This window comes from Pedococcus sp. P3_C7 (assembly GCF_056402615.1).
On record NZ_JBFUHC010000003.1, the window covers coordinates 305996 to 326549 of the forward strand.

The following is a 20554-nucleotide window of genomic DNA, read 5'->3' on the forward strand; positions in this document are numbered from 1 at the left end:
TTGGGTGTTCAGCCGAGAAGGCGTGGGGTGTCCAGCCGGGGAGGCGTGGTGTGGTCAGCCGAGGAGGCTGATCGTCTTGGGGCCGGCGTTGCCACCGGACGGGTCCGGAGTGCCGCCAGGGAGAAGGGGCGCAACGTACCAGCCCCACAGGCAGCCCTGGCTGTCCTTGGTGCAGCCGACCGTGACGTTGCCGCTCGAGTCCGTGATGACCGGGTCGTAGCCGTTGAAGAGCTTGTTGGCCGCGTTGCCCTCGAAGTCCACGCCGGCCAGGTAGAAGCCGGCGATGCCCGCGAGCGTGTACGTGGTGCCCTGGCCGGTACCCGAGCTCGACTGGGCGATCGGGATGTAGACGATCGAACCCACCTTGAGGGGCAGGATGTCAGCGCACCCCTGGCTGGAGGACACGCCGCCAGTCCCTCCGATGACTCCGTTCAGACCCTCCGCGACACACGTGCTGTTCGAGTCGCCCGCCTGGTCGAGCCACCCGAAGTTACCGGGGGTGTACTGGCCCGGCCCGGACTTGCCGCAGTTCGCTGAGCCGGCTGTGGGGTCGGTCATGATCTGGATCGTGGCCACCTGGGCGGAGTCGACGACGCTCGGGATCTTGGGCAGTGGGTTGGCGCCCAGGCTGGCGGCCGGGGTGTACGGCGGCAACGGAGGGAACGACGTGCCGCCGCTCGTCGCGGCCTGCCAGGCACAGAGCGACTGGATGATGGGGATGACCTTCAGCGGGTCGTACCCTGCCGTGAATCCCACCTGGGAGCAGGCCTGCACCTCGACACCGCTCGACTGGCCACTCAGCGCCTTGGCGAAGGAGTAGGGCAGGATCGTGCCACCGCCGACCTCACGGGTGCGGGTGTAGGCACGCACCCACTTCGCGGGCATGGTGGCGGGAGCGACACAGTCCGTGAGCGACGTCGTCAGCGCGGGACAGGTGGGCAGACCCGTTGCGGTGCCGCAGATGGCCGGGTTGCCGTCAGCACGGGAGATCGAGGTCGTGCCGTCCATGGCGTTGCCGTTGGCCAGGTTCTGGCGCTTGGTGGCGTCACCGGCGAGGCAGCTGGCCAGCTTGGCACAGTCGATGGCCACTGACAGCGCCACTGCATCTGCGCCGTTCTGGAGCTGTTGCCGCTCGCTCTTCATGTGACCGAGGTCGACCGTCAGGGCGGCACAGCCGAGCAGGACACCGGTCCCGAACAGGACGACGACGATGATGGCGACGGCGCCGCGTTCGCGGCGCGCACTCAACCAGCGTGGGGTGTGTCGCATCCTCAGCCTCCGCATCTCATCTGGGCCGTCTCGGTGTAGTCCTTGCCGGCGCCGCCCTGCCACAGGATGCCGCTGAAGTGGAACGTCACGGCTACTGCCGCGTAGTCGTTGGCATTGGGACACATCGTGACGACGGCGGTCATGTTGCCGGCCATCGGGTTGGCCCCAGCGAGCTCGGCCCGGCTCTTGGCCTGGGCGCTCGTGTAGTTCGGGGCGAGGGCGGCGAGCCGCACACCCTCGCGGGCACCTTGCTGGGCGGCGATGATGCCGCTGAAGATGCGGGAGAAGTCGATGATTCCGAAGACGAGAGCGATGAGGACGGGGAGCACGATGGCCATTTCCACCGCAGCGGCTCCCCGCTCTCGACCTCGCTTGATGTTGCGCATGGTTGTCACAACCACCAGTTGACCGAGGTGAACAGGGCCAACACCTTGTCGCCGGTCAGGGCGACGGTTGCCACGATGACGGCGGCAATGAGGGCCATCAGCAAGCCGTACTCGACGGCGGTTGCGCCACGCTCCACGAAATGCTGACGGCTGATCCTCATCACGTCGACTTCCTCAGACTGCGGTGTTGACRGTYGTGAACGCGYYGTTGATCTTGCCACCGAGGGTGGCRACSACRGCSACGATGACGGCSGCGATSARGGCSACSAGSAGGCCGTACTCRACRGCSGTSGCGCCACGCTCAGASGTGCGGGCGTGGAAGATGGTGGTGTGGAGCTTTGCGAGCTGCTTGGTCATTTTTCATCCCCTGACTTGATTGACGCCTCGATGGACTGCGAGTGGCATCCCGCGGCTCAGACCACTGCGGTACTGCGCCGAGGTAGAGACTGCCGTTTGCGGGGCCTGCGCCACATCGGCTGTTGGGGTCCAACGCCGCTGGCTGATGGTCGACGGCTGCATCGTCCGAACGGTGGATGGCACCCCGGGGGTGGGGCGCTATGCGAATGGAGCGTCGCGGCGCGTCGCCGAGCTCGCGGCGGCCTAGGTCACCTCGCGGCGACCACCAGGTCGGTGCCCTCGCCGACCCGCTGCCACCTGCTGCCGGCGCGGATGAGCACCTGGTGCTTGTCGTTTGTCACGACCAGTCCACGCTCCCCGTTGACCGTCGTAATCGACTGTGCCCCAGCGATATCCGGCCCTGCGGCTATCGCCCCACCCAGGGGGACCAGCCACGGCCGGACCACCTGTGAGGGCGTCAGCCGGCCCAGGACCGCCAGGGTGGCGTCGTCCACCCACACGAGGTCGCGGGCCAAGGTCAGGGTCGGCGCCAGTCGGAGCGGCTCCGCAAGCGAGGCCGGCAGCCCGTTCGGTTGCCGCACGACCCCGGCCACGTCCACGCGTGGGTCCGTGCCGTCCCCCTTGGTGGTGATGACCGCGAGGCGCTGCCCGTCGGGCGAGAGCCGCAGGCTCACCACCGACCGGTCTGCGAGCCAGTCGACAGCCACGACCCGGGGCAGTGCCTTGGATGCGTCCGCCGGGTCGGCAGCGGCATTGATGGCCCAGACCTTGGTCGTGCCGTTGCTTCGACCCGCGACCCAGAGGACGTCCTCACGGTCGTAGGTCGGCCGGGTCAGCCGCGTGCCGGGCGAGACGAGCTGCACCTGGCTGTTGCCACGCCACCGCGCCAGCTGGGCGCGGTCGCCTCCGACGGCCGCGACCTCCTGACCGTTGCGGGACATGGCCAGATAGGCCCACCCCGGTTGCACCGCGGGCAGCGTTGCCGTCTCGGGCGGCGGGGTCCGCTCGACCGAGTCGCCCACGTCATCGGGATCCACGGGGACCAACGCCGTCCCGACGCGTAGGAGGGGCTTGACGACCGGGTCGGACGGGGTGGGGAAGCCCAGAGCCGACAGCGAGTCGACCGTGCTCTCGCCATTGGGCATCTGCAGGTCGGCGCCCTCGAGCCTCAGCGCGACGCGTTCGACGCCGGGCGCCTGGGTGACCGTTGCGAGGAACTGGGCACCGAGGTTCTGGCGTTGGCCGGGGTCGTTGCCCAGCCGGGTGGCCGCGAGGTCGACTTTCGCCGTCCCCGAGTCGATGGTGACCGCATCGACCGCCAGTTGCGTCCCTGAGGGGATGTCGGTCCTGACTGCTCCCCTGAGGTAGCTCGGCACCCCGGTGAGCAGCGACCTGGCCAGCCTGGTCGCCAGCCCGGTGCCGAGCGGCAGCCAGCGGACGTCCGGCACCAGTCGGTGGTCGCCGGCGGACACGTAGTAGATGCGGAACGGGTCGTACAACCGGTCGAGGTCGGCTCGGCTCAGCCAGGTGCCGAAGTTGTCCGGCATCGTGCTGATCCGCCACTCCCCACTCGATCGGGACAGTCCGAAGGTGACCTGCACGCGCGAGCTCGGGGGCAGCTCCTGATAGCGACCCGAACCGTCGATCCGCGCGATGGCGTTGGCGACAGCCGTGACGGTGTTGTCGGAGGACGGCGTGTAGGTCAGCTCGGAGTCGGAGCCGAAGACGACGACGGACGAGTCCGGCCGCCAGGAGCCCTGGGGCCCGGACCCGAGGTAGGACCGCGCCGCCTGGTATCCGTCGTCACTGGCTGCGGCGGCCCTGATGAACCCCTGCACCACCTGCTGCGGCGAGGACCCCGGCGCCACCGGGTTGACCTCCACCCGCACCTCGTTCTCCTGCACCGAGCCGACCTCGAGCCCGGGCTGGATGGTCGAGCTGGTGGACAGCCCCCCGCACGCGCCGACGGCGAACACACCACACACGGCCAGGCTCGCGGCATACCGGCGCCTCATCGGGGACTCCACGGCGCGGTGGGGGTATGCCGCGTGCTCGCCACGGGGGGCGACGCGCCATCCTGCGTGGAGACGCCGGCCGGCCGCGCGGCCGCAGCCGGCGGCTCGGGCACGTCGCTCGGCCGCAGCGGCAGTGGCGCCTCGACGATCGGCCGGTCGGCGTGCCGGGGCAGGGTGAGCCGGAAGCAGGACCCCTCCCCCGGTTCGCCCCATGCCTGGAGCCAGCCGTCGTGGAGCCGGGCGTCCTCCAGCGAGATGGCCAGGCCAAGGCCGGTCCCTCCGGTGGTGCGGGCGCGGGCCGGGTCGGCACGCCAGAACCGGTTGAAGACCAGCGCACCCTCACCGGGGCGCAGGCCGACGCCGTGGTCGCGCACGGTGACGGCAGCCGCGCTCTCGTTGACGGCGATGGCGATCTCCACGGGGCGACCCTCCCCGTGCTCGAGGGCGTTGACCACCAGGTTGCGCAGGATGCGTTCGACGCGACGGGCGTCGACCTCGGCGTCGCACCGCCCGTTCGAGGTCACAGTGACGGCGCTGCCCCAGCGGTCGGCGATGGGCTGGGCCGACTGCACCGCCCGCGAGACCGTTGCCCGCAGGTCGGTGACCTCGGAGTCGAGGGCCGCCGCTCCCGCGTCGAACCGGCTGATCTCGAGCAGGTCCGCCAGCAGCTCCTCGAACCGGTCGAGCTCGTTGTGCAGCAGCTCGGCCGAGCGGGAGACCGCGGGGTCGAACCCCCTGCGGGAGTCGTGGATCAGGTCGGCGGCCATCCGGATGGTGGTCAGGGGCGTGCGCAGCTCGTGCGAGACGTCCGAGACGAACCGCTGCTGAACCCGGGAGAGGCCTTCCAGCTGGCGGATCTGGGTCTGCAGGCTGTCGGCCATCTCGTTGAAGGACTTCGCCAGGCGGGCCAGGTCGTCCTCACCGCGCGCTCGCATGCGTTCGTTGAGTCGCCCCGACGACAGCCGCTCGGCGACCACGGCGGCACGGCGGACCGGGCTGACGACCTGCCTGGTGACGACCCAGGCGATGACGCCGACGAGGAAGACCAGGGCCAGTCCACCGATGAGGAACGTGCGGGTGATGAGGTCGAGGGTCGCCTGTTCGCGCTGCATCGGGAACACGGCGTAGAGGTCGTACTTCCCCGCGAGGGGCACCTCGACCTGTGAGCCCACGATGACGGCCGGGACGTCCCCGCCGCTCTTGGGGTCCGTGATGCCGATCAGCATCACCTGTTGGCGACGTGGGTCGGCGCGCACCGCCTCGCGCAGCGAGATCGGGACCACCGGGAGCCCCACCCGTCCACTGGAGAGCGTCTGCACCGACGTGTTCGACGTGTTGTCGAGGCTGCGGGTCATCACGAGGTAGCGCTCGTTGTCGCCCCCCGGAGAGGCAGCGCTCTGGACGGCCTGCCGCGCCAGCAGGTTGAGGTCACCCTCGCTGCTCGTGCGGTCGCTGTTGTCGAAGCTCCCCTGCACCTCGGTCGTCAGCCGGGAGGCCTCGAGCTTGGCCGACTCGATCCGGTCCTGCTCGAGACCGTCGGAGATGGACGAGAAGAGGTAGGAGCCGAGGAGCAGGACCACTGCGAAGCCCAGCAGCATCGTGGAGGTCACCACCCGGAACTGCAGGGACGCCCGCCACAGGTGCGCCAGCAACCGCACCCAGACCGTCAGCCGGCGTCGAGCTCGCCCCAGGATGGCGCGGACAGCGCGCAGCCCTTGGGCGCGGTGGTCGGACAACCGCGGTGTCGGCGTCCGACCAGGCCTCGGACGGGCCGACTCGGACATGGCTAGTTCGGGCCGGCCTTGTAGCCGACGCCGCGCACCGTCACGACGATCTCGGGGTGCTCGGGGTCGTGCTCGATCTTGGAGCGCAGCCGCTGCACGTGGACGTTGACCAGCCTGGTGTCGCCTGCGTGGCGGTAGCCCCACACCTGCTCGAGGAGCACCTCGCGGGTGAAGACCTGCCACGGCTTGCGGGCCAGGGCGACGAGGAGGTCGAACTCGAGCGGCGTGAGGGACAACGCAGTGACGTCCCGCTTGACCGAGTGGCCTGCCACGTCGATGACGAGGTCGCCGATCTCGAGCCGCTCGGGCTCCGGTTCGTCGCCGCGACGCAGCCGCGCCCTGATGCGCGCGATGAGCTCCTGCGGCTTGAACGGTTTGACGACGTAGTCGTCGGCGCCGGACTCCAGCCCCACGACCACGTCGACGGTGTCGGTGCGCGCCGTGAGCATGACGATGGGGACCCCCGACTCGGCCCGGATCCGGCGGCAGACCTCCATGCCGTCCAGACCGGGCAGCATCACGTCGAGCAGGACCAGGTCGGGTCGGCTGTCACGGAAGGCCCCCAGGGCCCCGGCCCCGTCGGCCACGTGGGACACCTCGAGTCCCTCGTTGCGCAGGACGATGCCGAGCATCTCCGCCAGCGCCAGATCGTCATCGACGATGAGCACGCGACCCTTCACCTGCGTCAACCCTCTTTCCAGCAGTCAGCAATGATTTCCCCCGAATCATCACACACGCAACGCGGGAGGTGTCCGAGCCACGAGCCTCACCGCGGACTTTCGCGGACGAACAGGTGCCAGTCACCGATGACCCGGGCCGTGCGCCACGTCGGGTCGGCCTCCACCAGCGCCATCGCTGGGCGACCCTTCTCGACGGCCACGACATCGGCCGAGTCCCACGCCCGTCGACCGGCGGGGTCGCCGGCGAGGAAGTCCAGGTAGACGGCCTGGTCCGCGGGGGCGAAGGCATCGATCGGGTCGCTGACCCAGACAGTGAGCCCGTCGGCCGCCAGCTGCTCGACTCCCGGTTCGGTGGCCAACACCACACCGTCGTCACCGGCCAGGTCGCGCACGGCCGACACCACCGGGCCGGGCACGTAGCCGGGCACCGCTTCCTTGGTCGCGAGAGCCGCCGTCCACACGGCCACCGCGAGGAGCGACCAGATCAGCCAGGGCACAGGGCGGGGGCGCCGCAGGTCGACCCGGGGCGACTCGTCGCCCAGGGTCGACCGCTCAGCGTCGGAGGTGCCCGTCACGAGGAGGAAGAGCCCCAGGGCGAGCCAGACGCCGTTGCGCGCGGCGATCAGCGTCGCGATCACGAGCAGGCCCGCGACGACGTACTCCCACGCGGCCCGTCGCGACCTCAGGAACAGGACCAGCACCACCAGACCGGCACCGAGCAGCAGGGCATCGAAGGGGCGCCGCGGATCCGGAGCGGACCACAGCTCGGAGCCCCGCTTGGCGGCCTCGTTGGAGAAGACGCCGACGTAGTAGTGGAACGTGCCGAGCCCTGCGGGGGTGAGGAACAGGGCGCCGAGCGTGGTGACGCCCACGGCGATGGTCTCTGCCGGGCGCCGGTGGAGGCGGCTGACCAGGAGGTGGCAGCCCGCGACCGCAACGCCGACGAGCACCGCGCCGTGCAGGTTCGCCCAGACCGCCACCAGCACCGGGAGCAGCCAGATGCTGCGCGTCGGCCGCTGCGCCTGCCGTGTGAGGATCACCATGAGCACGGCAAAGGGCACGAGGGAGAGCATCTGCAGCCGCACGACCACCAGCGCCTGGAGGGACATGGTTGCCACCAGGAGCATCACGCCTGCGACTCTCGCGTCCCGCGCCCCACGACGCAGCGCAGTCACGGCGAGCAGGAGCAGGGCCGCAAAGCCCATGGCTCCCTGCAGGGCGAGCAGTCCACGATCGCCGGCACCGGTGGCGGCGGCGAAGAGCAGCTCGGCCAGGACCGGCACGTTGTGCCATCCCGCGGAGGGGGCCGCAGCGAAGGGGATGTGGTGCGGGATGCTGCCCGTGTCGACGATGTGCCTCCCGAGCGCGACGACCCAGAACGCGTCGGCCCCCACGATGGCCTGCCACGCGGAGAATGCCGTGACCGCCGACAGCGCGGCGAAGGTGCGCCACGACCAGCCCAGGGCGCTGGCCGAGTCCCGGGCCAGAGGTCGAAGGGTGCTCACGGGCCCAACACTGGCAGAGGCGTCACTTGAGGACCGAGAGGATCGAGGAGTAGTCATCGGTCCAGTCCACCCTCCGCCCGGTGAGCGGCTCCCATCCCCGGCTCGCGGCAAACGGAGCGAGCCGGTTCTCGTCGGACGACATGACCACCCACGTGCTCCGGGTGGCTCCGGGGCCGTCGCCCTTGGTGGCCACCCGAGCGGCCCACCCGAGCGACGCGGCGCTGCCGGTCAGGACGGGCGCGAGGTCGAAGACCCTGTTGCTGATGTGGACGACGAGCAGTCCTCCTGGCCGCAGGCTGTTCGCGTAGACGCGCATCGCCTCCTCCGTCAGCAGGTGCACCGGGATGGCGTCGGAGCTGAAGGCATCGAGCACGAGGAGGTCCAGCGAACGGGGCGCCAGCTTGGCCACTTCGAGGCGGCCGTCGCCCACCACCACGTCGACGTGTGCGGCCGAGTCCGAGAGGTAGGTGAACATCCGCGGGTCGCGGGCGATGGCGACGACGGCAGGGTCGATCTCGATGAAGGTGAAGCGCTGCCCCTGCGCTCCATAGGCCGCCAACGTGCCCACCCCCAGGCCCACCGCCCCGACGTCGGCGATCCCCGGGGTCGCGAACACGTCGCCCAGCGGGCCGGTGCGCGCGTAGTAGGTGGTCGGCTCGCCGCGCTGACCGCCCAGCCACTGCGTGCCGTGGACGGTGGTGCCGTGGGCGAACTCGTGCTGGCCCTCGCTCTCGGACACGCGGTAGCTGCCGAAGAAGGTGCGCCGATGGTCTAGGGATCCCTGGTCCAGCTTCACCTCGACCCCCACGAACGTGAGCAGCAGGACGACGGCCACGACCATCCTCCGCGTCGACAGCAGCCACCCCGCCAGGGCAGCCAGGGCCAGTCCCACCAGGGCGAGCGCCATGGAGTCTGCCCACCGACTGATCACCAGGCCGAGGGCCGCCGCACCGACCAGGGCGCCGAGCACGACACCGGCCCTGCGCAACGCCCACCCCGCCGCTGACGCTGACGCCGGCGTTGAGTCCGCCACGGACGCCGCCACGGACGCCGACTGGTCGGCACGAGACGGGGGAACAGCCTTGCCGATGAGCAGGAGGGGCACCAGTGCCGCGACGATCGGGTACTCGAGGACGCGGTCGAAGACCAGGGGCGCGAGCATGCCGTTGAGCAGTCCACCCAGCGCTCCGCCTCCCGCCACCACCAGGTAGAAGTGCGTGAGGTCACCCACCGCCGGACGGTCTGCCGCAAGTCGCGCGTGGGCGACGAACGCCACCAGCGCCAACATCACCATGTTGAGCACGACACCGAGCAGGATGGGGGTGCGAGCCTGCATCATCGCGGCCGCCGCGGCGAGGACCGTGCTCGCCACCGCCAGCCGAACCACAGCCGCCGGAACGTGGCGTGAGGTGCGGCCGAACGCGATGACGAAGGTGGCGAGGTAGATCGCGAGTGGTACCACCCAGAGCAGCGGGATGGGGGCGATGTCGGTGCTCACGTGGGCCGTGACGGCCAACATCATCGCGGACGGCAGGAAGGCCCAGAGGGCCCACTGCCCCTCGCGTCGTAGTCGAGCCCTGGGGCGTTCCGGCCGGGGAGCGGCCTCAGCGGGCGGCGACCCTGCGGGACCGACGCGACCGCGGCTGACCGACAGGCGGGTGAGGCCGGCGCACGTTGCCGTCAGCACGACGAACCCCACGAACCCCCACGACCACCACGTCCGCTGCTGGGCCAGCGAGAGGTGTGGCTCCACGATGAACGGGTAGGCCAGCAGCCCACCGAAGCTGCCGAGGTTGCCGGCGGCGAACAGGAAGTACGGGTCGTCAGCACGCGGCCCGCCGGTCCACGAGTACCACCGCTGCAGGAGCGGCCCGGCGGTGGAGATGACGAGGAAGGGCAGCCCGATCGTGGCCAGGAGGACCCTCAGGAGCCAGAGCACCGGCGAGGCGGTGGCGCTGGGCGCGGCATCTGGCGGGAGGGCGATCGGTAGCACCGCGAGGGGGGCCAGCAGCACGAGGACGTGCACCGGGGGCTGCCAGGCCGGTCCGAGGCGCCGGGTCGTGGCGTGGGAGTAGGAGTAGCCGAGCAGGAGGAGCACCTGGAAGAACAGGCTGCTCGTGCTCCACACGGTGGCCGATCCACCGAAGGACGGCAGGACCAACCGCGCCACCATCGGCTGGACCACGAACAGGAGCGCGGCGCCTGCGAAGGCGGTGAGCGTGAAGACGCAGACGAGCACGATCTCCCGGGGTCGACCGGCGGGTCGACCGGCCCGCCGACCGGCCCGCCGCACGACCGGTCGGGATGACTTCACAGCATCGAGTTGCGGCACCTTCATGGCATCAAGGGCGTCGTGCTCGTGACGGCCAGCGAAGCGCCGACCCAGAAGTACTGACAGACGAGGCCGGCCGCAGCCGCCAGCCCCACTGCGCACCACCGCGCGCGGCTCAGACCATTCGGTCCGGGACTCCCGACCACGAGCAGGCCCAAGGTGGGGGCCAGCAGGAGGTAGCGCAGGATCCCGGTGTGCATGGGGGTGAACGTCAGCAGGAACAACGGATAGGCGATCGCCCAGGTGCGCAGCTCCAGGCCCCAGCCTGAGCCCAGCGTGCTCAGGGTGCTCAACACGAGGAGGCCGGCTATCAGGAGCACGAGGACCAGCCCCGTGGCGCCGGCGGCCTTGAAGGCGGACGCGAACCATCCGAAGCGATACTCACCGGCCAGCATCGACGTGCGCTGGAATCCCTCGTTGTGACCGAGCACGACCGAGGCGATGGCTGACCACAGGAAGGTGCTGCCGACGGCGACCGCACACAGCAGCGCAGGCGCGACCGCACGCCGACCCCGGAGGGCACCGAACCCCTCGCGGCGGACGCGTTCGGCGATCTGGACGGCCACGACCACGGCCAGGACGGGGGTGATCAGGCGCGTCATCGCCAGGGCGGAGACCGGCGCGATCGCCAGCAGGTACCGCTGGTGCTGGATCGCCCAGAGAGCCAGACCGAGGAACAGCATCCCCAGCGCCTCGCTGTAGGCAGCCTGGAACAACGGGGCGGTGACGAAGGTGCAGGCCAACAGGGTCCCGGCGGTCGCCAGGGCGCGGCCACCCGCGCGGTCCAGCACGCGGAACCACACGACCATCGCCAGGGCACCCGCGACGACGTTGACGACAGTCATCGACCAAGCGAACGACAAGCCCGTGACTGCCATGACGGCGCGCACGACCATCGGGAACCCGGGCGGGAAGGCCCAGGTCCACATCGTGGTGAAGCGTTCGGTGGCGGACTCGCTGCCCGTGGGGACCTGGTAGCCGTCCGTGGCGATCGCCTGGAACCACTGTCCGTCCCAGTTCGTCACGACGCCGAGGTAGCCCGGGTCGGCCGGGAGCTCCTGATAGACGAAGTACGGGGGGAACCCGTTGCGGACGATGTCCGGAAAGGTGTCGAAGCCCACTGCGATCTGGGACTTCGAGGCCACGGCGATGAACACGAACGCAGCAACGCGCGTCAGGAGGAAGACACCCAGCGGCCAGTACCACGAGAAGCTCGCACCCCTCCACGCCCTGACCGACGGGGCTGTCGTGGCGCGAGCCTCGCTGACGGCGGTCATGGTGGGGTGTCCTCGGGAGCGGCAGACAGTGACCGACGCAGTATGTCCGTTTTGACGTGGGCGCGCCGCTCCGCGGCTGGGCGGCTCATCCGTTCAGTCATCATCGCCTGGCCATTGGACCCACAGGACTGTCGCGACTAGGCCGGCGCCTGCGACGGCGCCAGCGCCGGGGCGTGACCGTCCTGGACGTTCTGGACGTCCTCGACGTAGAACCAGTCACCGCCCACGTCCGTGAGGGTCGCCCCGGCAGGAGCCCCAGCGACGGCCTGCCAGTTCCAGGGGTACGGGAAGAAGTGCAGGTGCAGGTTGAACGAGTACCGGTAGGGCCTCTCACGGGGGACCACGACGATGAGCCTGCGGCGGGTCACCCGGCGCAGCTCAGCCAGGGCCAGGTCGATCCGCTGCACGTGTTCGAGCGTGTGGGTGGACACCACCGTGTCGAACGCCTGGTCCTCGAAGGGCAGCTGCTCGACTGATCCCTCGTGGTAGGAGATCTGGGCGTCCTTGGGCAGCTCGCCATCCAGCACGATGTCGCAGCCGACCACCTTCGGCGCAATGCTGGCCAGCCTCTCCACCAGGTAGCCGCGCCCACATCCGGCATCGAGCACGGACTCACCCACCACGCTGCGCAGGATGGCTTCGACCGACTTGCCGTTGAGGTCGGTGCATCCCTGGACCTGCTGCAGGTCCGACGTGCGGGCGTAGACGTCGACGAACTCGGCAGGCGACATCGAGAAGCCGTCCTGCTTGAAGTCCGCGAACGTGCGGTACCGGTTCCCGAAGGCGACACGGAGGAGCGGCCACATCAGGACCCGGCTGTCACGCAGGACCGGAGGAACCCAGTTGTCCAGGAAGTTCCTGATCAGCAACGCCCGCTCACGCGCAATCGCCACGTCCACACCTCTCGCCCGGGAACGTTGGGAAGGTACCAGTTCGGTGCCGAGCACCAGGGCCAACGCACCGCACACGACGTATGCCGCCCGCTCGAGGTGAGCGGGCGGCATACGGGATGGTGCGTGGCGGGGCCGAGCCGCCGGTGGGGCGCCCTCTCAGTAGCGGTAGTGCTCCGGCTTGTAGGGGCCGGCCACGTCGACACCGATGTAGGCGGCCTGCTCCTTGGTCAGCTCGGTGAGCTGCACGCCGAGGGCGTCGAGGTGGAGGCGGGCGACCTTCTCGTCGAGGTGCTTGGGCAGCACGTAGACCTGCTTGTCGTAGTCGTCGTTCTTGGTGAACAGCTCGATCTGGGCGATCGTCTGGTTCGCGAAGGAGTTCGACATGACGAAGCTCGGGTGGCCGGTGGCGTTGCCGAGGTTCATCAGGCGACCCTCGGACAGCACGATGATCGAGTTGCCGCCCTCGAACGTCCACTCGTGGACCTGCGGCTTGATCTCGGTCTTGGTGACGGCGACCTTGGCCAGGCCGGCCATGTCGATCTCGTTGTCGAAGTGACCGATGTTGGACACGATCGCCTTGTTCTTCATCTTCGTCATGTGCTCGGCGGTGATGATGTTGAAGTTGCCGGTGGTGGTGACGAAGATGTCGGCGATGTCCACGACGTCGTCGAGGCGGGCCACCTGGTAGCCCTCCATCGCGGCCTGCAGCGCGCAGATCGGGTCGATCTCGGTGACGATGACGCGCGCGCCCTGGCCGGCCAGTGCAGCGGCGCAGCCCTTGCCCACGTCGCCGAAGCCGGCGACGACGGCGACCTTGCCGCCGATGAGGACGTCAGTGGCGCGGTTGAGGCCGTCGAGGACCGAGTGGCGGCAGCCGTACTTGTTGTCGAACTTGGACTTGGTGACCGAGTCGTTGACGTTGATCGCCGGGAAGAGCAGGTCACCGGTGGCGGCCAGCTCGTAGAGGCGGTGGACACCGGTGGTGGTCTCCTCGGTGACACCCTTGATCTGCTCGGAGACTGTGGTCCACTTGGTCGGGTCGGCCTTGAGGGTCTTGCGGACGAGCTCCTTGAAGACCCCGACCTCCTCGGAGTCCGACTCGTCGGTGGGGGGCACCTGACCGGCGGTCTCCCAGGCACGGCCGTTGTGCACGAGCATCGTGGCGTCGCCACCGTCGTCGAGGATCATGTTGGCGCCGGTGGAGCCTGTGCTGTCACCGGGCCAGGTGAGGATCTGCTCGGTGCAGTCCCAGTACTCCTCGAGGGTCTCGCCCTTCCAGGCGAAGACGGGGACACCCTGGGGGTCCTCGGGGGAACCGTGGGGCCCGACGACGACCGCGGCGGCCGCCTCGTCCTGGGTGGAGTAGATGTTGCAGGAGGCCCAGCGGACCTCGGCACCGAGCGCGGTCAGCGTCTCGATGAGGACGGCGGTCTGCACGGTCATGTGCAGCGAACCGGCGATGCGGGCGCCCTGGAGCGGCTGGGCCGCCCCGAACTCCTCGCGCAGGGACATCAGACCGGGCATCTCGTGCTCGGCCAGGCGGATCTGGTGACGGCCGGCCTCGGCGAGGCTCAGGTCGGCAACCTTGTAGTCAAAAGGCATGGAAGTACTCCTGAAGATGACTTGATGGTTTGCGGACCCGGCGCAGCCCATCTGGGCACACATCGTTGGAGCGGGTTATCACCCACGCCGGCGGGGACCCACTCTACCGGAGGTATGCCGCGTGGCCAGCCCCAGCGCGGTGCTCGGGGTGCGCCCGGCCGCCTGCGGCACTAGGAAGGGAGTTACCCACCACGAACGGAGCACCATGAGCGAGCCCAGCAGCGGGGTCCCCGGCGAGATCGCCGACGCGGAGGTCGAGGCCCCCACGAGCGACGAGCCCACGACCGTGGAGCTCGAGCTCGACCAGGAGAAGATCGAGGCCTGGGACGAGGTCAAGGGCGACTACCAGGTCGAGCCCGACGGGCAGCCAGTCGCCAACAGCCTGGACGGGAGCGACCTCGACAGCGACGACGCGACGGCAGACGACACCCCGGCACCCGAGGCGGACGCCGAGCAGTCCTAGTGACCGTCGCCGCTCGACGGCAGCGGGTCGTCGGCGGCGTCGGTGAGGGTGGCATCGCTGTGCTGCCACTGCGGGCGCTCCTCGGTGCCGGTGTCGATGTCCGGCTCGAGGTACATCAGCAGGGTGAGGTCGGGAGCGGCCTCACGGGCCCTGGCCTCCGCTGAGTTGATCGCATCCGCGATGTCCCGTGCCGTCGTGCCGGCCGGGACCGCGACCTTGGCGGCAACCACGACTTCGTCGGGTCCGATGTGCAGGGTGCGCTGGTGGATGACGCGGTCGATGCCGTCGACGGACTCGATCGCCTGCACGATCCGTCCGATGTGTTCGGGTGAGGCCGACTCACCGAGCAGCAAGGACTTCATCTCGATGGCGAGGAAGATCGCGACCGCCACGAGGAGAAGGCCGATCAGGCCCGTGCCGATGACGTCGAACAGCGGGTTCCTGGTGAGCAGCATGAGCCCCACCCCGAGGAAGGCGAAGACGAGGCCGAACAGTGCGGCGAGGTCCTCCAACAGGATGACGGGCAGCTCGGGGGCCTTGGCGCCACGGACGAACTCGAGCCACTTCCGGCGCCCGCGGACCTTGTTGGACTCCAGGATCGCGGTGCGGAACGAGAACGACTCGAGGACGATCGCGACCGCCAGCACGACCACCGGCACCCACCACCACTGGGCGCTGCCACCGTGCTCGTCGCTGAAGGGGTCGAAGTCGTGCAGGTCGTGGGTCTCGTGCCACTTGTGGTACGCCTCGTAGAGCGCGAAGAGGCCACCGATGCTGAACAGCACGATCGAGACGATGAAGGCGTAGACGTAGCGCTCGCGGCCGTACCCGAAGGGGTGCTCGGGTGTCGCTGCGCGCTTGGCCCGGCGACCACCGGTCAACAGCAGCAGCTGGTTTCCGGAGTCGGCCAACGAGTGGATCGCTTCGGCCAGCATCGAGCTGAAGCCGGTCAGGAAGAACGCGATGAACTTCGTGATCGCGATCCCCAGGTTGGCCAGCAGTGCGGCCACGACGGCTTTGGTCCCACCCTCGGTCGACATGGCCGACAGCGTATCGGTGCGGCAGCCTCCCCCGTTCGGACGACCCTGCCCCGCGAACGGACAGCACGCCCCCCGACCTCTTGTGGTGGGGCGACCGCTTTCTCGACATTTGCTCTGTACTCCGCGCGAGAGGAAGCCATGTACAAGGGACTGAGGGTTGCGGTCGTGGTGCCCGCGCACAACGAGGAGCGCCTGATCGGTCGCACCGTGTCCACCATGCCCGCCCTCGTCGACCACATCATCGTCGTGGACGACGCGAGCACCGACGGCACCGCCGAGGCGGCCAAGGCGGTGGGTGACTCGCGCACCGACGTGCTCACCCTCCTCGAGAACCAGGGCGTAGGGGGTGCCATCATCACCGGGCACCAGACCGCCCTGGCCCTCGACGCCGACGTCTCCGTGGTCATGGCTGGAGACTCACAGATGGACCCTGACTACCTGCCCGCCCTGCTGGACCCGATAGCCGCCGGCCAGGCCCAGTTCACCAAGGGCAACAGGTTCTACGGCAGGGGCTCCTTCGACGGGATGCCCAAGCACCGCATCGCCGGCAACCTCACGCTGTCCTTCCTCACCAAGGCCGCCTCGGGGTACTGGAACCTCTTCGACCCGCTGAACGGCTACACCGCGATCAGCCGGGAGGCTCTCCAGCGGCTCGACCTGACCCGCATCTCGCGCCGCTACGAGTTCGAGAACGACCTGCTGATCCACCTCAACATCCTGCGGGTCCCCGCTGTCGACGTGGCCATCCCGGCGCGGTACGGCGACGAGGTCTCCGGCATCAACCTGCGCACCCAGGCGCCGCGGGCCCTGTCCCACCTCGCCAAGGGCTTCTGGACCCGGATCTGGTGGAAGTACGTCCTGCAGTCCTTCTCCGCGGTCGCCCTCATGCTCTTCGGCGGTCTCGCCCTCACCGCGTTCGGCCTGGTGGTCGGTGCGTGGACCGTCGCCCACACCCTCGGCCCGGCGACGGCCAGCGCCGGCACGGTCGTGTTGGCGGTCGCTCCCCTGCTCAGCGGCTTCCACATGCTGATCCACGCCATGGTCCTCGACATCCAGGAGTCCCAGCCGCGATGACCCGCGGGACGCGGTGCAGGCGCTGATCCGGCGCTGGCTCGCTAACCTCGACGGGTGAGCAGCGCCGAAGGAAACCTGACCTGGGAGCCGGCCACGCGGCATACCGAGCTGTTGGCCGCTCCGGTGGCGCAGGCGATCGCCGGCACACCCTCGGCCCGCGTCGCGCCGATCGACGCCGAGCTCGCCGACACGGCGGCGTTCTGCGCGGCGTACGACGTGGCCATGGAGAGCTCGGCCAACTGCGTCGTGGTCGCCGGCAAGCGCGGTGGCGAGGTGCGGTACGTCGCGGTGATGGTGCTCGCCTCGATGCGCGCCGACATCAACGGCGCCGTGCGCCGGCACCTCGACGTCCGCAAGATCAGCTTCGCCCCCATGGAGCAGGCGGTCGCACTGACAGGCATGGAGTTCGGCGGGATCACGCCGGTCGGGCTGCCTGCGGCCTGGCCCGTGCTGGTCGACGAGGCGGTCGTCGCGGCGGGGGACGTCGTCATCGGCAGTGGCATCCGCGGCAGCAAGCTGCTCGTCCCGGCCGCTGAGCTGGCTGCGCTGCCCTCGGCCGAGGTGCTCCGCCTGTCGCTCTGACAGGCGCTACTTGAACATGTTCAACCTTCCCTGCTACTGTCGGGTCCCTCAACTTGAACACGTTCAAAGAACGTCCGTCACGAAGGAGCCCTCGTGGACAACGCAGTGGACAACGCAGTCATCGCCTACGTGCTGTACCTGGTCATCGCCGTTCCCCTCACCATCTGGGTCGGGTCGACGCTGTCGCGGAACGGCCGGGTCTTCCTGGTCGACGTCTTCGACGGCAACGACGAGCTGGCCGAGGCGGTGAACAAGCTGCTCGTCGTCGGCTTCTACCTGCTCAACCTCGGGGTCGTCGCGCTCTACCTGCGCATCGGCGACACCCTCGCGGACGCCCGCGCCATCGTCGAGACACTGAGCGTCAAGATGGGCGTCGTGCTGCTGATGCTCGGCTTCGTGCACCTCACCAACGTGTACGTCTTCAACAAGATCCGCCGCCGCGGTCGCCTCGACGCAATGGCCACTCCCCCGGTCCCGCCGCAGGGCTGGACCCAGCCCTTCCCGGCTCCGATGGGGTGAGGGTCGTGAGGACGGTCCGGATCGCGCTCGCCGGCGCCACCCTGTGGAGCCTCGCGCTGGTCGTGGCGGCGCTCACGGTCCCCGTCTACTCCGGTGACACAGCCGGAGCGGACGCGGACGGCGTGCAGGGCGCCACCTCCACCACGGCCACCGTCGTCGAAGTCAACGAGTGGTGGGGACTGGTGGTGGCGAGCATCCCGCTGGGCGCCTGCCTGGTCGTCGGGACGTTGCTGCTCGGGCCGGGCGGTCGCTCGGCCACGGTCGCCGCTGTCGTGGTCGTGGCCCTGCTCGGTGTCCTGACCGTCCTCAGCCTGCTCAGCATCGGCGTGTTCCTCGCCCCTGCCGTGGCGGGCCTGGGGGTGGCCGTCCTCGCCGCCCTCGCGACCCCGACCCAGCGCCCCGACCACCCCGACGGCATCGACCGCACTGAGGCGGCGCGGTGAAGCGCCTCGTCGTCCTCTACGACGCCGGCTGCCCGATGTGCTCACGGTTTCGCACGTGGCTGGTCGGGCAACCCCACCTCGTGGCGGTGACCGCCCTCCCCGCCGGTTCCGCGCAGGCCCGCGCGCTCCTGCCCCACCTCGACCACGCAGCCACGGTCCGCGAGATCACGGTGGTCGGTGACGGCGGGGAGGTCTGGACCGGCGCCCACGCCTGGGTCGCCTGCCTCTGGACAACGGTGGAGCACCGCGACCTCGCCATCCGCCTGTCCACCCCGCTCGGACTGCCCGTGGCCAAGGCGATGGCGTATGCCGCGGCCGGGCTCCGCGCCTCCCTCACCACCACGCTCGTGCCCGAGGCGGTGGAGGACAATGGCTACGCTGACGACTGTGACGGACTCTGCCAACCGGTCTGACCCCGCCAACCGGTCCGACCGTGGTGAGCAGACCCGCACCGCCATCGCAGCGGCCGCCCAGGAGCTCTTCCTCGAGCGCGGCTACGACAAGACCACGATGCGTGCGGTTGCCGACCGGGCCGGGGTGAGCATCGGCAACGCCTACTACTACTTCGCGTCCAAGGAGCACCTGGTCCAGGCCTTCTACGACCACATCCAGGTCGAGCACGCCGCGGCGGCGCACGAGGCCCTTGCTGCGAGTGAGAAGTTCGCAGACCGGCTGCGCGCCGTGCTCACCACCTGGGTCGACGTGGCGGAGTCCTTCCACGGCTTCGCGGGGAAGTTCTTCAAGGTCGCAGCCGAGCCGACCAGCCCGCTGTCACCGTTCAGCAGCGAGTCGAAGGGGGCGCGGGAGGCCAGCATCGACCTGTTCCGGAAAGTCGTCGACGGCTCCGACCTGAAGGTGCCCGCCCCCATCCGCGCCGAGCTGCCCGAGCTGCTTTGGCTGCTGCAGATGGGGGTCGTGCTGTTCTGGGTGCACGACTCCAGCGACGGCCAGCAGCGCACGCGGGCCCTGGTGCGTCAGGTGGTGCCCCTGGTCGACAAGCTGGTCAGGCTCAGCCGGCTGCCCGGCATGCGGGGAGTCGTCGGCGACGTCGTCGAGCTGATCCGCTCCGTACGGCCCTGAGGGCACCCGGCCCGCCAAGGCCACTCGGGTCAGCCGCCGGCTCGGCCTCGCAGGTCCGCCACGTGCGGCGACACCGCAGGATCCAGCCCCAGCCCCAGGGCCAGGTAGGTCGCTGCGAAGTCTGTGGTCGCGATCTGACCTGCCAGCCGGGTCAGGGCGTGCCCCGGCTGCGCCGTCACCTCGCTGACCCTGACCCCCACCTCACGAGCCGCCGAGGTCAGTGCTTCGGCCAGCGCCCGCGCCTCGTCGGCCTCTCGCGTCATCGGGTCGGGCAGGACGTCCCTGAGCATCAGCAACGACAACCGTGGTGCGGCCGGGCCGTCGAGGAACGGATCGGTGAAGATGTCGTCGACCACCCCGGAGGCCTGTGCGCCCGGGCGAGACGCGGCCCCGCCGGAGTACGCGGCGGTGAACGGGCCGTCGAAGCAGGCGACGACCTGGGCCGCGTCGTCGGGGAGCTCACCGGACGTGGCCGGCACCCGCGCGGTGCGCGCGAGCATCGAGGTGGCCCGCCCCGCGGCCACGCCGTTCAGGGGACCGTCGCCGAGGACCACCGGGACGCCCTCGGCGAGATCGGCGGCCAGCACCTTGGCCGGGTTGACGAACGACTCCGACGAGGGACGGCAGGACTCCGCGATCTCGTCGAGGCGGTCGGCGGCCTCGGTCAGCACCCGGGCGTCGACGTCGACGATGCCCAGGTGCCCTGCGCCCAGCAGCACCGGGGCGAGCAGCGACCAGAGGGAGGTGCGGGACGTGGTGCGACCGCGGCCGATGCCGATGTGGACGCCCCGCGCCTGGGCTGCGACGTCCGCGAGCGGCGAGTCGATGGCCCCGACGGTGAGCAGGGCAGCGCCTCGACGAGCCGCCTCGGCGGCGAGCGCCAGCGGGCCCGGAGCGCGTCCTGAGAGCGAGACGGCGATGACGAGGTCGAGCGGACCCACCCAGCCGGGCAACGGCAGGTTGCGCCGCACGCTGACGGGGACCGGCGAGCCCGGCTCGGCAAGCAGCTCGAGCACGTCACAGACGACGGCCGACCCGCCGAGCGAGGCGACGAGGACCGACCGCGGCCGCTCGCCACCGGCCACGCGCTCGATCCCGCCCTCGGCGGACAGCTCGATCGCCTCGCGCACCTGGGCACCGGCCGTCGCCAGCCCCCTCAGGGTCTGCCGGGAGTCGAGGGTGGCCAGCGCCTCGTCGCTGTCGATGCGCGACTCGTCGAAGAACTGTGCCATCGTCGCGCCTCCCCGCCGTCC

The 20554-nt window shown here is 70.0% G+C and carries 21 protein-coding genes; 7 read left to right on the forward strand and 14 right to left on the reverse strand.

The genetic code is table 11. The features are described from left to right. Positions 1 to 54: 54 nt before the first annotated feature. From AC1DS4_RS05465 to ahcY, 12 genes are all read right to left on the reverse strand, one after another. Positions 55 to 1269 carry a pilus assembly protein TadG-related protein gene (locus AC1DS4_RS05465; protein WP_477615016.1) on the reverse strand — a complete coding sequence of 405 codons (1215 nt, stop codon included), beginning with the start codon at positions 1267 to 1269 and terminating at the stop codon, positions 55 to 57. A 2-nt stretch (positions 1270 to 1271) separates the two neighbouring features. Further along, positions 1272 to 1655: a TadE/TadG family type IV pilus assembly protein gene (locus AC1DS4_RS05470; protein ID WP_477632628.1), complete on the reverse strand. Its 384-nt coding sequence runs from the start codon at positions 1653 to 1655 to the stop codon at positions 1272 to 1274. A gap of 5 nt (positions 1656 to 1660) precedes the next feature. Beyond that, positions 1661 to 1816, reverse strand: coding sequence for a Flp family type IVb pilin (locus AC1DS4_RS05475; RefSeq protein WP_477615015.1), 156 nt, complete (start codon positions 1814 to 1816; stop codon positions 1661 to 1663). A 13-nt stretch (positions 1817 to 1829) separates the two neighbouring features. Then, a complete protein-coding gene (locus AC1DS4_RS05480) occupies positions 1830 to 2012 on the reverse strand; it encodes a Flp family type IVb pilin (protein WP_477646001.1) in 183 nt (60 codons plus the stop codon). A gap of 248 nt (positions 2013 to 2260) precedes the next feature. Further along, positions 2261 to 4027, reverse strand: a complete 1767-nt coding sequence (locus AC1DS4_RS05485) for an LpqB family beta-propeller domain-containing protein (protein WP_477632511.1) — start codon at positions 4025 to 4027, stop codon at positions 2261 to 2263. Then, a complete protein-coding gene (gene mtrB / locus AC1DS4_RS05490; protein ID WP_477632510.1) occupies positions 4024 to 5763 on the reverse strand; it encodes an MtrAB system histidine kinase MtrB in 1740 nt (579 codons plus the stop codon). Before mtrB ends, AC1DS4_RS05485 begins: the two co-directional genes overlap by 4 nt. 50 nt (positions 5764 to 5813) lie before the next feature. Further along, the gene (gene mtrA / locus AC1DS4_RS05495) at positions 5814 to 6491 is read right to left on the reverse strand and encodes an MtrAB system response regulator MtrA (protein ID WP_477615010.1); all 678 of its coding nucleotides are present in this window, start codon (positions 6489 to 6491) and stop codon (positions 5814 to 5816) included. 86 nt (positions 6492 to 6577) lie between these two features. Continuing rightward, positions 6578 to 7996: a hypothetical protein gene (locus tag AC1DS4_RS05500; protein ID WP_477615009.1), complete on the reverse strand. Its 1419-nt coding sequence runs from the start codon at positions 7994 to 7996 to the stop codon at positions 6578 to 6580. 22 nt (positions 7997 to 8018) lie between these two features. Beyond that, positions 8019 to 10334 carry a spermidine synthase gene (locus AC1DS4_RS05505; protein WP_477632509.1) on the reverse strand — a complete coding sequence of 772 codons (2316 nt, stop codon included), beginning with the start codon at positions 10332 to 10334 and terminating at the stop codon, positions 8019 to 8021. After that, a complete protein-coding gene (locus AC1DS4_RS05510; RefSeq protein WP_477632508.1) occupies positions 10331 to 11605 on the reverse strand; it encodes a hypothetical protein in 1275 nt (424 codons plus the stop codon). Before AC1DS4_RS05510 ends, AC1DS4_RS05505 begins: the two co-directional genes overlap by 4 nt. A gap of 137 nt (positions 11606 to 11742) precedes the next feature. Continuing rightward, positions 11743 to 12609 carry a class I SAM-dependent methyltransferase gene (locus AC1DS4_RS05515; protein ID WP_477615006.1) on the reverse strand — a complete coding sequence of 289 codons (867 nt, stop codon included), beginning with the start codon at positions 12607 to 12609 and terminating at the stop codon, positions 11743 to 11745. 45 nt (positions 12610 to 12654) lie between these two features. Then, entirely contained in the window at positions 12655 to 14100 is a 1446-nt protein-coding gene (ahcY, locus tag AC1DS4_RS05520) for an adenosylhomocysteinase (RefSeq protein ID WP_477615005.1), read from the reverse strand. A 205-nt stretch (positions 14101 to 14305) separates the two neighbouring features. Here ahcY and AC1DS4_RS05525 point away from each other — a divergent pair, with 205 nt between their 5' ends. Continuing rightward, positions 14306 to 14563 (forward strand): hypothetical protein, encoded by a 258-nt coding sequence (locus AC1DS4_RS05525; protein WP_477632507.1) that lies wholly within the window; start codon positions 14306 to 14308, stop codon positions 14561 to 14563. On the opposite strand, the gene AC1DS4_RS05530 is transcribed toward AC1DS4_RS05525, so the two are convergent. Beyond that, complete coding sequence (locus AC1DS4_RS05530; protein WP_477632506.1) at positions 14560 to 15603, reverse strand: cation diffusion facilitator family transporter; 1044 nt, start codon at positions 15601 to 15603, stop codon at positions 14560 to 14562. The genes AC1DS4_RS05525 and AC1DS4_RS05530 overlap by 4 nt on opposite strands. Positions 15604 to 15741: 138 nt before the next feature. Here AC1DS4_RS05530 and AC1DS4_RS05535 point away from each other — a divergent pair, with 138 nt between their 5' ends. The 6 genes from AC1DS4_RS05535 to AC1DS4_RS05560 all read left to right on the forward strand — a co-directional run bounded on the left by AC1DS4_RS05535 (position 15742) and on the right by AC1DS4_RS05560 (position 19301). After that, on the forward strand, positions 15742 to 16677 hold the full coding sequence (locus tag AC1DS4_RS05535; protein ID WP_477615002.1) for a glycosyltransferase family 2 protein: 936 nt from the start codon (positions 15742 to 15744) through the stop codon (positions 16675 to 16677). Positions 16678 to 16731: 54 nt separating this feature from the next. Then, positions 16732 to 17259, forward strand: coding sequence for a YbaK/EbsC family protein (locus AC1DS4_RS05540; RefSeq protein WP_477615001.1), 528 nt, complete (start codon positions 16732 to 16734; stop codon positions 17257 to 17259). 93 nt (positions 17260 to 17352) lie between these two features. After that, positions 17353 to 17778, forward strand: coding sequence for a hypothetical protein (locus AC1DS4_RS05545; protein WP_477632505.1), 426 nt, complete (start codon positions 17353 to 17355; stop codon positions 17776 to 17778). Between the two features lie 5 nt (positions 17779 to 17783). Next, entirely contained in the window at positions 17784 to 18221 is a 438-nt protein-coding gene (locus AC1DS4_RS05550; protein WP_477632504.1) for a hypothetical protein, read from the forward strand. Then, positions 18218 to 18634 (forward strand): DCC1-like thiol-disulfide oxidoreductase family protein, encoded by a 417-nt coding sequence (locus tag AC1DS4_RS05555; RefSeq protein ID WP_477614998.1) that lies wholly within the window; start codon positions 18218 to 18220, stop codon positions 18632 to 18634. The genes AC1DS4_RS05550 and AC1DS4_RS05555 overlap by 4 nt, the downstream gene beginning before the upstream one ends. Beyond that, on the forward strand, positions 18609 to 19301 hold the full coding sequence (locus tag AC1DS4_RS05560; protein ID WP_477614997.1) for a TetR family transcriptional regulator: 693 nt from the start codon (positions 18609 to 18611) through the stop codon (positions 19299 to 19301). Before AC1DS4_RS05555 ends, AC1DS4_RS05560 begins: the two co-directional genes overlap by 26 nt. Before the next feature lie 29 nt (positions 19302 to 19330). On the opposite strand, the gene AC1DS4_RS05565 is transcribed toward AC1DS4_RS05560, so the two are convergent. Continuing rightward, positions 19331 to 20533, reverse strand: coding sequence for an SIS domain-containing protein (locus tag AC1DS4_RS05565; protein WP_477614996.1), 1203 nt, complete (start codon positions 20531 to 20533; stop codon positions 19331 to 19333). Between the last annotated feature and the right edge of the window lie 21 nt (positions 20534 to 20554).

Bases quoted from the DNA above. Each gene is read 5' to 3' on its own strand.
- AC1DS4_RS05465 (WP_477615016.1), bottom strand. From the start codon at position 1,269: ATGCGACACACCCCACGCTGGTTGAGTGCGCGCCGCGAACGCGGCGCC.
- AC1DS4_RS05470 (WP_477632628.1), bottom strand. From the start codon at position 1,655: ATGCGCAACATCAAGCGAGGTCGAGAGCGGGGAGCCGCTGCGGTGGAA.
- AC1DS4_RS05475 (WP_477615015.1), bottom strand. From the start codon at position 1,816: ATGAGGATCAGCCGTCAGCATTTCGTGGAGCGTGGCGCAACCGCCGTC.
- AC1DS4_RS05485 (WP_477632511.1), bottom strand. From the start codon at position 4,027: ATGAGGCGCCGGTATGCCGCGAGCCTGGCCGTGTGTGGTGTGTTCGCC.
- AC1DS4_RS05505 (WP_477632509.1), bottom strand. From the start codon at position 10,334: ATGAAGGTGCCGCAACTCGATGCTGTGAAGTCATCCCGACCGGTCGTG.
- AC1DS4_RS05510 (WP_477632508.1), bottom strand. From the start codon at position 11,605: ATGACCGCCGTCAGCGAGGCTCGCGCCACGACAGCCCCGTCGGTCAGG.
- AC1DS4_RS05515 (WP_477615006.1), bottom strand. From the start codon at position 12,609: ATGCCGCCCGCTCACCTCGAGCGGGCGGCATACGTCGTGTGCGGTGCG.
- ahcY (WP_477615005.1), bottom strand. From the start codon at position 14,100: ATGCCTTTTGACTACAAGGTTGCCGACCTGAGCCTCGCCGAGGCCGGC.
- AC1DS4_RS05525 (WP_477632507.1), top strand. From the start codon at position 14,306: ATGAGCGAGCCCAGCAGCGGGGTCCCCGGCGAGATCGCCGACGCGGAG.
- AC1DS4_RS05530 (WP_477632506.1), bottom strand. From the start codon at position 15,603: ATGTCGACCGAGGGTGGGACCAAAGCCGTCGTGGCCGCACTGCTGGCC.
- AC1DS4_RS05535 (WP_477615002.1), top strand. From the start codon at position 15,742: ATGTACAAGGGACTGAGGGTTGCGGTCGTGGTGCCCGCGCACAACGAG.
- AC1DS4_RS05565 (WP_477614996.1), bottom strand. From the start codon at position 20,533: ATGGCACAGTTCTTCGACGAGTCGCGCATCGACAGCGACGAGGCGCTG.